Origin of the sequence: Burkholderia sp. RF7-non_BP4 (genome assembly GCF_001521935.1) — a bacterium.
Lineage (GTDB): Bacteria > Pseudomonadota > Gammaproteobacteria > Burkholderiales > Burkholderiaceae > Burkholderia > Burkholderia diffusa.
In genome coordinates, this window is record NZ_LOTA01000007.1 from 32,379 (window position 1) to 46,455 (window position 14,077).

Below are 14,077 nucleotides of genomic sequence, written 5' to 3' on the forward strand. Positions count from 1 at the left end.
AGTCGGACCGGGCGTTTTCCTTATGTGCCGCGCCGAGGCGCTCAGTATGCGAAGCTCTTGCCGGGCGTCTTCCACACTGCCGTGGCCATAGTGCAAGCCTGCAGCGTCACGGCGCTGCCGGCCGGCGCGAGGCAGCGGCCGGTGGCCTGCGACACGAGTTGCGCTGTGCCCGGCAGCGTGCCGGCCTTCACCTGCCACTGCTGGCTCGCCGTGCCGGGCACGCAGGTGCGCAGCAGCGCGCCGTTGGCCGAGCCGGGCGCCTGCGCGGTGAGGCAGTAGCTGTACTTGGTCTGCAGCGTGCCGTCGCCGGCCACGACCCACAGTTGCGGATTGAAGTGCGTGCCGCCGGATGCGCGCACCGACGCGAGCGTCGGGCATGCGCCGAGCGTTGCGACGCTGCCGTCGGTCAGGCCGCCCGACGCCGTCAGGCACGCGCCGCCGCTTTTCACGAGGCCGGCGGCCGATTGCTGCGGCCCGCCGATCAGCGTGGCGACGCCATTCGCTTGCGACGCGTTCGCATAGCTCGCCGGACACGACTTGTTGACCGTGACCGAGGGTGCCGGGACCGACACCGCGTTGCCGATCGCGTCATACGCGCGAATGCTGAACTGCGCGTCCGTATGCGCGATCGACGCGCAGCTCGTGCGGCTCGAGTTCCAGTCGAAATATTCGACCCACTGGCTGATCCAGCCGACGGGCACCTGCGTCTGCGTGGTGCCGACGTAGATGCTGCCGATATCGAAGCTGTCGCCGGTTGTACCGTTCGTCACGTCGGTCACGTTGCTCTTGAACCAGCCGGGGCCCTGGCTCGTGTCCGGCGTGATGCGGAACCGGTACGTGTGGCCCGCGTGCCACTCGTAGCGATAGCGGCATTGCGCGCCCGCGCTGCCGTCCGTCGCCGAGCCGCTGACCGTGCAATAGCTTCCCGCGCCGATGCCCGCGCTCGCGGGCGTGCCGGGTTTGGCTGCGGTCGCGCCCCACAGGCTGAACAGGAACTGCTTGCCGACGCCTTCGCTGGCCGATACCAGCTCGGTCGACTGCAGGCCGGTGTAGCCGTTGAGCGAGCCGATCTGGTTCGACCAGAAGACGTTCGAGTTCGGGCCCGGGTCCGTTGCCGGCGTGATGAACAGGTCGAGCGTGCCGACGCTGCGTACCGTCGACGGGAACCACGTGTCGCTGTAAAGCCCCGGCGTCGAGCCGAGGAAACCGGACAGCGTCGGCGCGGTGGCGGCCGTCAGCGTCGCGAGCCCTGCGGCCGTATCGGCCGTGATCGTGAAGCTGCGCGCGCCTGCCGGCGGCAGCGCCGCGACCGGCGGCACACCGAGCGTGAAGCCGAGCGTGCAGGTGCTGCCCGCCGGCACCGTCATGCCCGACAACGCGATGCGCGACGTGCCGTCGTCGGTGAGCGTGCCGCCACACGTGCTGGTGAGGCCGCTCGCGCTGAAACCGGATGGCATGCCGATGAAGAGCCCGGCGGCAGCGGGCGCGGTGCCGGTGTTGGCGAGCTTGAGCGTTGCCTTGTCGGTTCCGCCGACCGACGGGGAGAGACTGGCGAGCGTCAGCGTCGCCGTATAGGCGGATGCGGCTAGCGCGGTGAGTGGCGTCAACAGCAGTGCGGCAAGTGCCGCGCTTCCTCGTTTACCGATGTGCATGACCGGACTCCATGGTTCTTGTTGGTGTCGATGCGCCGGGCACCGGCGCGCGGGGAGTCTAGCATGCGGCTTGCGGCGGTTTTGCGACGGCGGGTGCGGCTCCGGAGCAGGACGCGGGGGCGATTCCCGCGCCCCGGATCACGCGCCGAACGCCGCCTTCGCCAGCAACCCGAGCGCGACGCAGACGAGCACCGCAGCGAAGCCGGCCTGCACGTGCCGCGCGGACAGGTGCCGGGACGCATTGCGTCCGACCGCCATGCCGATTGCGGTCGCGACCGTGAACCACAGCGTCATGTCGAGCGGCGCGCGCGTGCCCGACACGAGCGTCGCGAGCACGCCGCCGGTGCCGACCAGCGCGATCACCATCAGCGACGTCGCGACCACGCCGTGCATCGACACGTTCGTGAACTTGCGCAGCATCGGCACGATCACGAAGCCGCCGCCGACGCCGAGCAAGCCCGTCATCAGCCCTGTCACCGCGCCGGTCGACGCGAGCGCGAGCCCGACCGGCCAGGACCACACGAGGCGGCCCGTATCGGGATTCACGCGGCCGACGCACAACCGCGATTCGTCCGCGTCGCCGGAGGCGTGGCGCAGTGCCTGCCGCAACAGGCGGCCCGCGACGACCAGCATCGTCAGCGCGAACAGCGCCAGCAGCACGCGTTGCGGCAGCACGTGCGCGAGCTTCACGCCGAGCGTCGTGAGCGGCACGCCCGCCACGGCCATCAACAGCGCCGCGCGATAGCGCACGAGCCCGCGACGAAACCCTTCGAGCGCGCCGAGCGCGGCGCTGCCCGCGACCGCGACGAGCGCGACGGGCGTGGCCTGCTGCATCGGCCAGCCCATCCCGACGACGAGCGCGGGCACCGCGAGAATGCCGCCGCCTGCGCCGGTGAGGCCGAGCACGGCGCCGACGAGGCTGCCGAGTACGAGGGAAATCAGCATGGTGTCATCGGGTTCCGGTCAACGTGCGATCGCGGGCTTCGCGAGCCATTCGCGGCCCTTGAGCATTGCCTTCCAGTAGAGCGGCGGCAGCAGGCGCTCCTTGAGCAGCCACGCGAGCCGGGACGGACGCCGGCCGTCGATCAGCCACGCGGGGAAGGTCGGCGCGACCTTGCCGCCGTAGAGGAATTCGGCGAGCACGATCTTGCCGCGCTCGACGGTGAGCGGGCATGACCCGTAGCCGTCGTACGCGGCGTCGCCGTGCGCGCGGCCCAGCGACGCGAGCACGTTGTGCGCGACGACGGGCGCCTGCTTGCGCGCGGCCGCGGCGGTTTTCGCGTTGGTCGTGTTGGTGACATCGCCGAGCGCGAAGATGTCCGCGAACTGCTTGTGCCGCAGCGTCGCCGGATCGACGTCGATCCAGCCGGCCGCATCGGCGAGCGGGCTCGCACGCACGAAATCGGGCGCCTTCTGCGGCGGCACGACGTGGATCATGTCGAACGCGCGCTCGACGGTTTCCGTGCCGCCGTCGGGCAACGCGCGCCGGAACGTCGCGCGTCGCGCGGGCCCGTCGATCGCCACGAGGTTGTGGCCGAACGACAGCGCGATGTCGTAGCGTTTCACGTACTCCATCAGCGCGGGCACGTAGTCGGCGACCCCGAACAGCGCGGCGCCCGCATTCAGGAACTCGACGTTCGCGGCGCCGAGGCTGCCCGTGCGCCGCCAGTGATCGCACGACAGGTACATCGCCTTCTGCGGCGCGCCCGCGCACTTGATCGGCATCGGCGGTTGCGTGAACAGCGCGTTGCCGCCGCGGAACGCCTGCACCAGTTCCCACGTATACGGTGCGAGGTCGTAGCGATAGTTCGACGTGACGCCGTTGCGGCCGAGCGTTTCCGCGAGGCCGTCGATCGCGTGCCAGTCGAGCTTGAGCCCCGGACACACGATCAGCTTGCGATAGCCGATGCGCCGGCAGCCGTCGAGCACCACGGTGTGCGCGTCGGGCTCGAAGCCGGCGACGGCGGCCTGGATCCATTTCACGCCGCGCGGCAGCAGGTCGACGATCCGGCGCGCGGTCGTGTCGGGCCGGAACACGCCCGCGCCGACCATCGTCCAGCCGGGCTGGTAGTAGTGCGTCTCGGCCGGGTCGATCACCGCGATATCGAGCGATGCGTCGCGCGCAAGCAGGCTCGACGCGACCGCGACGCCGGCCGCGCCCGCGCCGACGATCACGATGTCGTGCCGCGCGTCGACGGCCGGCGCGGCCTGGCGGCCGTCCTGCGCGAGTCCTTGCGCGGAACCTCGTGCGAGACGCGGCGCGAGCGCGGCGAGGTCATAGCCGGCCGTGGCGGCGATCGCGACGATGTCGCCGGCCGGACGCCTGTCGGCCTGCGACAGCGCCCACAGCGTCGCCGAGCGCGTGCCGCTACGGCAGTATGCGAGTACCGGGCCCGCGAGCGACGCGACGAGCGCGTCGAACTGCCGGGCCTGATCGTCGGTGACCTTGCCGGTGTCGACGGGCAGGTAATGGACGGCGATGCCGAGCGGCGCGGCGGCGGCGCGAATCTCGGCGACGGTCGGCTGGTCGGCGCCTTCGCCGTCCGGGCGGTTGCAGACGATCGTGCGGATGCCGGCCGCGTGGAGCGCGGGCAGGTCGGTCGCGGCGATCTGGGGCGAGACCGACAGCAGGTCGGTCAGCGGGCGGATGGTCATGTCGGGGGTTCTCCGGTCGGGGCGGCGGCTCAGATCGCGTCGAGCGGGATCTTCAGGTAACGCACGCCATTGTTTTCGGGCTCGGGCAGGTGGCCGGCACGCATGTTGACCTGCACGGACGGCAGCATCAGCACGGGCATGTCGAGCGTCGCGTCGCGCGCGGTGCGCATGGCGACGAAATCGTCCTCGGTCACACCGTCCTTCACATGCACGTTCGCGCGGCGCTGCTCCGCCACGGTCGTCACGAACTGCACGTCGCGGCCGCCCGGCTGGTAATCGTGGCACAGGTACAGGCGCGTGTCGGGCGGCAGGGCGAGCACGCGCGCGATCGAGCGGTACAGCGTGCGTGCGTCGCCGCCCGGGAAGTCGCAGCGGGCAGTGCCGTAGTCGGGCATGAACAGCGTGTCGCCGACGAACGCGGCACGCTGCGTCGCGTCGTCGACGCAGTAGGTCAGGCACGCGGGCGTGTGGCCCGGCGTGTGCAGTGCGCGAATCGTGAGCGCGCCGAGCGCGAGCGTGTCGCCGTCGTCGAGCAGCCGATCGAACTGGCTGCCGTCCTGCGCGAAGCCCGGGCCGGCGTTGAACAGCGTGCCGAACACGTGCTGCACGCGGCGCACGTGCGAGCCGATCGCGATCTGCCCGCCGACATGCGCCTTCAGGTACGGCGCGGCCGACAGATGGTCGGCGTGCACGTGCGTTTCCAGCAGCCAGTGCACGGTCGCACCGAGTTCGGCGACGCGCGCGATCAGCCGGTCGGCGCTGGCGGTGCGCGTGCGGCCCGATTTCGGGTCGTAGTCGAGCACGCTGTCGATCAGCGCGCACGCGCGGCTCGCGGTGTCGAGCAACAGGTAGCTGACGGTATGGGTCGCCGGGTCGAAAAAGCCTTCGACCGACAGCATGGGGGCATGGCTCACGGGTTGTCCTCGATCGGGTTCTGCATCTGCAATCGGCGATTCCATGTTCAAGAAGCATGCCAATCCGCGTCGCGACGCCGGGCGATGTGGCAGGTACTTGATTCGGCTCGGATTTCTGGCCCGATCGCGGTGCGCCGCGGGCGCGGCCGACGGGGCATCGTCGAAGTCGACTGCCATGTATGGCAGTGCTGTGGCAGAATTGGCAGTCGGTCTGGCAGTCCGACTGTCCATCCATTCCCGAGCCGCCTCATGAATCCGCACGACACCATTCCGATCGTTCCCTCACCGCCGCGCGACGTCATGCCCGACGTGCGCGCGCTCGTCGCGTATCTGGAGCAGGATCCGCAGCCGATGATCGTCGTCGATCCCGACTACCGCATCCTCGCGGCGAACGATGCGTACCGGCGCCAGTTCGGCGTGGCGGGTGTCGAGCACGTCGGCCGGCGCTGCTTCCAGGTCTCGCATCACTACGACGTGCCGTGCGATCAGGCCGGCGAGCATTGCCCGATGAAGCAGGCGCTCGAGTCGCGCGGCCTGAACCGCGTGCTGCACATCCACCATACGCCGCGCGGCCCCGAGCACGTCGATGTGGAGTTGCGGCCCATCTTCGATGCGCGCGGCGACGTGATCGCGTACGTCGAGCGGCTGACGACCGTGCGGAGCGCGTCCGCGCAGCCGAGCGCGGAAGGGCTCGTCGGCGGCGCCGACGCGTTCAATGCGGCGCTCGGCGCGCTGCAGCGCGTCGCGCCGTCGATGCTGCCGGTGCTGCTGCTCGGCGAATCGGGCACAGGCAAGGAACTGTTTGCGCGGGCGCTGCACGAGGCGAGCGCGCGCGCGATGGGGCCGTTCGTGGTCGTCGACTGTTCGGGCATCGCCGAAACGCTGTTCGAGAGCGAACTGTTCGGCTACGAGAAGGGGGCGTTTACCGGCGCGAACCAGCGCAAGCCGGGCCTCGTCGAGACCGCGCAGGGCGGCACGCTGTTTCTCGACGAGATCGGCGACGTGCCGCTGCCGATGCAGGTGAAGCTGCTGCGGCTGATCGAGTCGGGGACGTTCCGGCGCGTCGGCGGCGTCGAGGCGCTGCGCGCGGATTTCCGGCTCGTCGCGGCGACGCACAAGCCGCTGCGCGAGATGATCGACGACGGCCGGTTCCGGCAGGATCTCTACTACCGGATCAACGCGTTTCCGATTCCGCTGCCGCCGCTGCGCGAGCGGCGCGGCGACGTCGCGCTGCTGGCCGAATCGATCCTGCGGCGCATCGCGAACGCGCGTGCCGGCGCGGGCGATGCGAGCGCGCGACCGTTCGTGCTGACCGAGCATGCGCGTGCGTGCCTCGACGCATATGCATGGCCGGGCAACATCCGCGAGCTGCGCAACGTGCTCGAACGTGCGTGCCTGTTCGCGGACGACGGGACGATCCGCGTCGAGCATCTGCCGGCCGAGCTGGTCGCGGCGTCGGCCGCATCGCACGCGCATGCGGCGGACACGCGTGGCGTGTCGGACGCGGAACTCGTGCGGATTGCCGGCACCTTCGACGGTACGCGCAAGCAGCTGGCCGAGCACGTCGGGTTGAGCGAGCGCACGCTGTACCGGCGGATGAAGGCGCTCGGGCTCGGCGTGCGCGAGCGGTGAGCGGAAGCCGGCGCGCTCGCGCGGGCGGCGCGTGAAACCACCACGCACATCCCGCGGGGGCTACGCCGTCAACGCGCCGGCGCAAGCTGCGCCATCGCCTCGCGGATGAAACCGAGCAGCGTGTCGTCGACCCACGAATCCTTCGTCAGCGCCGGCTCGGTCATCATCGCATGCCGGAATTTCGCGTGCGTGGCCGGGTCGTTGCCCGCATAGCTGCGGAACAGGTCGAGCCAGCGTTGCGCGAGCGCGCGGCCTTCCGGCGAATCGGGCCGTGCGCCCGTATCGATCGCATCGCGCACGTCGCCCATCAGTTGCGGCCATTCCATCGCGTGTTCGCCGAAGTGCGCGCGCATGAAGCGGATCTCGTCCGGGTCGAGATACTTCTCGAAGATCCGCATCTTCGTTTCCGAGGACGCGCGCAGCACATAGTCGCGCAGCACGGTCGAGATGCCGAGTTTCGACTGCATCGCCGGTTCGCGCTCGTGCATCAGGTTCAGCTTCGCGAGCAGCCGCGGATCGTTGTTCGTGTCGCGCACGAGCAGCGCCATCCAGCGGCCGGCGAGCGCACGCACGCGCTCGTCCTCGGGCGGCACGCCCGCGTCGTGCAGCGCACGCACGTCGGCGACGAGCGCGATCCATTCGGCGTCGCCCGCCTGGCTCTTGCTGTACATCGGCAGACGCGCGAGTTCTTCTTCGGAAAAATATTTGTCGTACACGGTCATCAACTCCAGTGTGGTGAGCCAATCGGCCAGTTCCGGCTCGGTGCCCGCGGCGAGTTGCGCGTGCAGGTGCACGAGCCGCTCGCGCAGCTGCGCGGCCTGCGCGAGCTGGTGGTCGAGCGACGCGATCTGCTTCGCGACGAGCTCGACGAGCGGGGTGCCGGGCTGGTTCAGGTAGTCGCCGATTTCGGCAAGCGACAGTCCGAAGCGACGCAGGGCCTGGATCTGGTGGAGCCGGGCGATGTCGTCGCGGTCGTACAGCCGGTAGCCGTTGTCGGCACGCGCCGAAGGCGTCAGGAGGCCGATCGCGTGATAGTGATGAAGCGTGCGGACGGTCAGGCCGCTGCGTTTCGCCAGTTCTCCCACTTTCAGCCGCATGGTGTCCTCCGTTCGGTGCGCACACTGGAGTCTCGAACGTTACGCTACGTGAGGGTCAAGCGGAAGATCGCGGATCGGCGCGCGGGGTGGTTCCGCGCGCCATGCGTCCGGGGCAAGGGCGCGTTATTGCGGTGACGGCGGCGCGTCGGGCGTGGCCGCGCGCGCCTGGGCGGCGGGAGCGTCTTGATCCGCGTTGCCGGCGTGGCCTGCCGTCGCTGCGTTGCCGGTCGGCTCGACCGGCGGCGTGCCCATCGCCTGATAGAGCCGCGCGGTATCCGCGAAGCGTGCGCCCGTCGCGCGAATCTCGTCGAGCCGCGCGTTGCGGTACTGCAGCTCGCTCGCGCGCGCCGCCGACGGCGGCAACGCGCCGAGCCGCACGCGGGCGGCCGCGTCGTCGTACGCGCCGCGCGCGGACAGCGCGGCCCGCGACGACGCATCGAGCGCCTCCGCGTCGTGCTCGAGCGCGGCGAGCGAATCGGCGACGTTCTGGAACGCGCTCAGCACGGTCTGCCTGTACTGGTCGACCGTGGCTTCGTAAGTGGCCTTCGCCGCACGCCGCTGCGCGAGCAGCGCGCCGCCGTGAAACAGCGGCTGGCTCAGCGACGCCCCGACGTTCCAGATCGCGCCGGCGCCCGACAGCATCGTCGGCCAGCTGAAGCCGCCTTTGCCCATGGCTGCCGACAGCGACAGCTGCGGGAACAACTGCGCGGTCGCGACGCCGACTTCGGCGGCGGCCGCCTTCAGCCCCGCGTCGGCGGCCTGGATGTCGGGGCGGCTTTGCAGCAGGTCGGACGGCACGACCACGGGCACCTGCGTGGGCAGGTGCAGGTCGGCGAGCGTGAGGTCGGCGGGCGGCCGGTCGGGCGTGCGGCCGACCAGCACCGCCAGCGCGTGGCGCGCCGAGTCGCGCTGCTGGCGCAGCGCGGGCAGGCTCGCGGCGAAGGTGTCCGCGCTTTGCCGTGCGCTCAGCGCGTCGCTGTGCGACGCCGAGCCGAGCGCGTAGCGGCGTTGCGCGTCGTGCGCCTGGTCGTTCGCGAGCGCGACGAGCCGTTCGGTCGTCTCGATCTGCGCGTTGAGCACCGACACCGTGATCGACGCGGTGACGATGTTCGCGGCGAGTGCCCGACGCGCCGATTCGAGCTGGAACGCGCTGACGTCGACGCGTTTCGCGAGCGCGCGGTTCGCGAAGCGCGACACGCCGAACAGGTCGATCGTGTAGCTCGCCTGCAGTTGCCCGACGAACGTGTCGTACAGCAGCGTCGGCGCGCCGAGCGCGGGGATCGGCACGCCGAGTGCGCGCTGGCGCGTGGCCTGGGCGCCCGCGTCGATCGACGGCAGCATCGAGCTGCCGATCTGCCCGCGCAACTGCTCGCGCGCGGCATCCAGCGAATGCGAAGCCGCGCTGAGCGTCGGGCTGTTGCGCAGCCCTTCGTCGACGAGCGCGTTCAGCGCATCGGAGCGGTACTGCGTCCACCAGTCGGGCACGGGCTGCGCGCCGACCTCGAACTGCTGCGCAACGCCTTGCGCGGCGACCGTCTGCTGCACTTGCGGGGCGGCGCCGTAATGCGCGGGCGACGGCATCGCGGGCGGCTCGCCGCTCGGCGCGAACCATGCGCAGCCGGCGAGCGGGCCGGCGAGGCTCACTACCGCGAGCGCCCGCGCGGCCTTCGTTTTCAGGTTCATCGACAGTTCCATGATCAGGCTCCCGACGGGGCGGCAGGCGGGCCGTCGTGTGGCGGGCCGTCGCGCGGGTCGCGTTCGTCGCGCTTCACTCGGAACCACGCGGCGTACAGCGCGGGCAGGTAGAACAGCGTCAGCACGGTCGCGCTCGTGATCCCGCCCATCAGCGCGGTCGCCATCGGCCCGAAGAAGTTCGAGCGCAACAGCGGGATCAGCGCGAGCACGGCGGCCGCGGCCGTCAGCGTGATCGGGCGGAAGCGCCGCACGGTCGCGCCGACGATCGCGTCGAAGCGGCCGTGGCCGGCCGCGATGTCCTGCTCGATCTGGTCGACGAGAATCACCGAGTTGCGCATGATGATCCCGAACATCGCGATCACGCCGAGCATCGCGACGAAGCCGAACGGCTGCCCGAACAGCAGCAGCGTGCCGACCACGCCGATCAGCCCGAGCGGTGCGGTCAGCACGACCATCAGCACGCGCGAGAAGCTCTGCAGCTGGATCATCAGCAGCGTGAACACGGCGATCGCCATCAGCGGCATCTGCGCGTTGATCGACGTCTGCGCCTTCGCGCTTTCCTCGACCGACCCGCCGATGTTGATCTGGTAGCCGACCGGCAGTTGCGTGCGCAATGCATTCAGCTTGCCGTCGATCGCATGCGTGACATCGATGCCCTGCGCGCCGGCGCGCACGTCGGACTGCACGGTGATGGTCGGCTGGCGATCGCGCTCCCACACCACGCCGTATTCGAGCGCCGGCGTGAAGCGGCCGAGCGAGCCGAGCGGCACGGGGCCGTTCGGCGTCGGCATCGCGAGGCCCGCGAGCTTCGCGGGATCGACGCGATCGGGGCGCGGCGCACGCAGGTCGACCGCGATCAGCTTGTCGCGTTCGCGATACTGCGTGACGGTCGTGCCGGACAGCGTCATCGCGAGGAAGCTCGACACGTCCTGCGACGTGACGTTCAGCGCGCGCGCCTTCTTCTGATCGAGCTCGAAGCGCACCGAGCGCTCGGCCGGCTCATCCCAGTCGAATTGCACGTTCATCGTGCGCGCGTCGCCGCGCATCGTTGCCGCGACCTTCTCGGCGATCGAGCGCACCATCGCGATGTCGTCGCCGCTCACGCGGAACTGCACGGGGTAGCCGACGGGCGGCCCGTTCTCGAGCCGCGACAGGCGCCAGCGCACGGCCGGGAAGCGGTCGCGCAGCGTGGTCTCGAGCCACGTCGCGAGCTTCTCGCGATCCTCGACGGATTTCGCGGTGACGACGAACTGCGCGAAGTTCGGCAATTGCAGTTGCTGGTCGAGCGGCAGGTAGAAGCGCGGCGCGCCGCTGCCGACGAAATTCACCGAATGGTCGATCTCGGGCCGCTTGTCGAGCACCTTCTCGAGGCGTTCGGTCTCGCGCAGCGTCGCCGCGAACGACGCACCTTCGGGCAGCCGCAGGTCGACCAGCAGCTCGGGGCGATCGGAGCTCGGGAAGAACTGCTGCGGCACGAGCGAGAAACCCATCAGCGCGACGACGAAGAGGGCGCCGGTGATCAGCAGCACGACGAAGCGGCGCTCGATGCACCAGTCGATCCAGCCGCGCAGGCGCGTGTAGAAGCGCGTGTCGTAGATGTCGTGCTCGTGATCGTCCGGCAGATGCGCTTCGTGCGCGTGCTTCTTGCGCTCGGGCAGCAGGTGGTAGCCGAGCAGCGGAATCAGCACGACGGCCGCGAACCACGACGCGATCAGCGCGATCGCCGACACCTCGAAGATCGAGCGCGTGTACTCGCCGGTGCTCGATTTCGCGAGCGCGATCGGCAGGAAGCCCGACACCGTGACGAGCGTGCCCGTCAGCATCGGGAACGCGGTGCTCGTGTACGCGAACGCGGCGGCGCGCGCGCGGCTGTAGCCCTGTTCGAGCTTCACGGCCATCATCTCGACCGCGATGATCGCGTCGTCGACGAGCAGCCCGAGCGCGAGCACCAGCGTGCCGAGCGACACCTTGTGCAGCCCGATGTCGAACAGGTACATGAACAGGGCCGTGACGGCGAGCACGACCGGAATCGAGATCACGACGACCATCCCGGTGCGCAGGCCGAGCGACACGAGGCTCACGACCAGCACGATCGCGACCGCTTCGGCGACGGCTTCGAGGAAGTCGTCGACCGAATGCGACACCGCATGCGGCATGCTCGACACCAGCGTCAGCTTGAGGCCGGCCGGCAACTGCGCCTGCAGGTCCTTCGATTCGGCGTCGAGCGCCTTGCCAAGCCGGATCACGTCACCGCCAGGCTGCATCGTCACGCCGATGCCGAGCACGGCATGGCCTTGGGTGCGCATTTGCGTGACGGGCGGATCGTCGTAACCGCGCTTCACGGTGGCGAGATCGCCGAGCCGGAACGTGCGGCCGTTGATGCGGATCAGCGTGTCGGCGATCGCGGCGACGTTGTCGAACTGGCCGCTCGGCCGCACGAACACGCGATCGTCGGCGGTCGTGAGCACGCCGGCCGACGAGATGTCGTTCTGCGCGTTGATCGCCTGCCCGAGCTGCTGCGGCGAGATGCCGAGACGCGTGAGCTGCGTGTTGTCGGCCTCGATGAAGATCCGCTGGTCGGGGTCGCCGAAGTAGTCGACCTTGCCGACGCCGGGCACGCGCAGCAGCACCGTACGCAGCTGGTCCGCGTAGTCGTGGAGTTGCGCGGGCGTGAAGCCGTCGCCTTCGAGCGTCCAGATGTTGGTGTAGACGTCGCCGAACTCGTCGTTGAAGAACGGGCCCTGCACGCCCGGCGGCAGCGTATAGCCGATGTCGCCGACCTTCTTGCGGATCTGGTACCAGGTCTCGGGCACGTCCTTCACGGGCGCCGAATCCTTCATCGTGAAGAAGATCAACGATTCGCCGGGCCGCGAATAGCTGCGCAGGAAGTCGATAGCCGGCGTTTCCTGCAGCTTGCGGCCGATCCGGTCGGTCACCTGCTCCTGCACCTGCCGCGCGCTCGCGCCGGGCCAGAACGTGCGGATCACCATCACGCGGAACGTGAACGGCGGGTCTTCGGATTGCGCGAGCCGCGTGTACGCGAGGATGCCCGCGAGCGTCGCGAGCGCGATCAGGTAGACGACCAGCGCCTGATGGCGCAGCGCCCATGCCGACAGATTGAACCGGCCTTCTTCGCGGGGGCCGCTCATGACGCGAAGTCCTCGGCATGCAGCGGTGCGATCGGCCGCACCTTCTCGCCCGCGCTGACCGTGTGCACGCCTTGCAGCACGACGCGCTCGCCAGGCTGCAGCCCGCTCGACACGGTGACGGTGCGTTCGTTGAAGCGCGCGACGTCGACGCGGCGCAGTTCGAGCGTGTCGTCCTTCGTGCGCACGACCCACACGGCCGGATGCGGGCCGTCGTGGAACAGCGCGGTCGCGGGCAGCGTGATGCTCGGCGCGTTGCCGGCAATCGGCGCGCCGTCGAACGCGACGGTCGCGGTCATCCCGAGGCGCACGGCCGGATCGGGCGCGGCGAGCGTGAGCTTCACGCGGTAGGTGCGGCTTTGCGGATCGGCGGCCGGCGCGATTTCGCGCACCTTCGCGTCGAACCGGCGGCCCGGCAGCGACGGCAACGTGACGCTCGCCGCGTGCCCGGGCGCGAGCGACGCGAGCGCGGCTTCGGGCACGTCGCTGACGACATCGACGTCGCCCGACCACGCAAGCTGGTAGACGGCCTGGCCGGCGGATACGTTCTGGCCGGTGTCGGCCTGTTCGGCGGTGATGGTGCCCGCGTGATCGGCGACGAGCGTCGCATAGCGGAGCTGGTTCTTCGCGAGCGCGAGCTGCTGCTGCGCCTGGTCGCGCTGCGCGAGCGCGGACGTGTAGCTGTTCTCGGTCTGTTCGAGCTGCGCGGTCGCGATCAGGTTCTCGCGCGCCTGCGCGCGATCGCGGTCGAGCTGCTGCTTCGCGAACGCGAGGCCGTGCGATGCGGCAGCGAGCTGCGCCTGCGCGCTCGCGGCGTTCTTCTCGACGTCGGACGGATCGAGCAGCGCGACGACCTGGCCGGCCTTGACGGTGTCGCCGAGCCGCACCTTGCGTTCGACGATCTTGCCCGCGATGCGGAACGACAGCGGCGTCGCGTAACGCGGCTGGATCTCGCCGGGCAGCGTGGCGGCCGCCGCGGCGCCGTCGGCGTGCGCGGGCAACGCGACGACCGGGCGCGGCGCGGGCGGCGCGGCTTCCTTCGGGTGGCAGGCGGCGAGGACGAGCGCGGTGCCGATCAGCAGCACGGCGCGGGAACCGGAGCGATTCACGAAACCCCCAGATGAGGTGAGAACGGAGCGAAGCCGGCAAGCGCGGCGGGCGCTTGCCCCGAGTGGCGCCGGCCCGGCGCGCACGAACACAGTCGAACGAGGTCGTTCGAAAACTGTGGCGGATTCTAATACACACCTGTATCTGAATGCAAAGATGAATCCGAAAGGGAGTTGGTG

9 protein-coding genes are annotated in these 14,077 nt (G+C 70.1%); 1 reads left to right on the forward strand and 8 read right to left on the reverse strand.

Features of this window, described 5'->3' with window-relative positions; genetic code table 11:
* Positions 1-41: 41 nt before the first annotated feature.
* The 4 genes from WS49_RS02685 to WS49_RS02700 form a co-directional block, all read right to left on the reverse strand.
* Positions 42-1,652, reverse strand: coding sequence for an RICIN domain-containing protein (locus tag WS49_RS02685; protein ID WP_059524237.1), 1,611 nt, complete (start codon positions 1,650-1,652; stop codon positions 42-44).
* 138 nt (positions 1,653-1,790) lie between these two features.
* Positions 1,791-2,597: a sulfite exporter TauE/SafE family protein gene (locus WS49_RS02690; RefSeq protein ID WP_059524239.1), complete on the reverse strand. Its 807-nt coding sequence runs from the start codon at positions 2,595-2,597 to the stop codon at positions 1,791-1,793.
* An 18-nt stretch (positions 2,598-2,615) separates the two neighbouring features.
* On the reverse strand, positions 2,616-4,307 hold the full coding sequence (locus WS49_RS02695; RefSeq protein ID WP_059524241.1) for a bifunctional protein tyrosine phosphatase family protein/NAD(P)/FAD-dependent oxidoreductase: 1,692 nt from the start codon (positions 4,305-4,307) through the stop codon (positions 2,616-2,618).
* A 29-nt stretch (positions 4,308-4,336) separates the two neighbouring features.
* A complete protein-coding gene (locus WS49_RS02700) occupies positions 4,337-5,206 on the reverse strand; it encodes an MBL fold metallo-hydrolase (protein ID WP_373557182.1) in 870 nt (289 codons plus the stop codon).
* A gap of 264 nt (positions 5,207-5,470) precedes the next feature.
* On the opposite strand from WS49_RS02700, the gene WS49_RS02705 reads away from it, so the two are divergent.
* Positions 5,471-6,853 (forward strand): sigma-54 interaction domain-containing protein, encoded by a 1,383-nt coding sequence (locus tag WS49_RS02705; protein ID WP_059524245.1) that lies wholly within the window; start codon positions 5,471-5,473, stop codon positions 6,851-6,853.
* A gap of 68 nt (positions 6,854-6,921) precedes the next feature.
* On the opposite strand, the gene WS49_RS02710 is transcribed toward WS49_RS02705, so the two are convergent.
* The 4 genes from WS49_RS02710 to WS49_RS02725 all read right to left on the reverse strand — a co-directional run bounded on the left by WS49_RS02710 (position 6,922) and on the right by WS49_RS02725 (position 13,900).
* On the reverse strand, positions 6,922-7,950 hold the full coding sequence (locus WS49_RS02710; RefSeq protein ID WP_059524247.1) for a MerR family transcriptional regulator: 1,029 nt from the start codon (positions 7,948-7,950) through the stop codon (positions 6,922-6,924).
* 123 nt (positions 7,951-8,073) lie between these two features.
* Positions 8,074-9,645 (reverse strand): efflux transporter outer membrane subunit, encoded by a 1,572-nt coding sequence (locus WS49_RS02715; RefSeq protein ID WP_059524248.1) that lies wholly within the window; start codon positions 9,643-9,645, stop codon positions 8,074-8,076.
* Positions 9,646-9,647: 2 nt separating this feature from the next.
* The gene (locus WS49_RS02720) at positions 9,648-12,794 is read right to left on the reverse strand and encodes an efflux RND transporter permease subunit (protein ID WP_059524250.1); all 3,147 of its coding nucleotides are present in this window, start codon (positions 12,792-12,794) and stop codon (positions 9,648-9,650) included.
* Positions 12,791-13,900 (reverse strand): efflux RND transporter periplasmic adaptor subunit, encoded by a 1,110-nt coding sequence (locus WS49_RS02725; RefSeq protein WP_059524253.1) that lies wholly within the window; start codon positions 13,898-13,900, stop codon positions 12,791-12,793. Before WS49_RS02725 ends, WS49_RS02720 begins: the two co-directional genes overlap by 4 nt.
* Positions 13,901-14,077 lie beyond the last annotated feature (177 nt).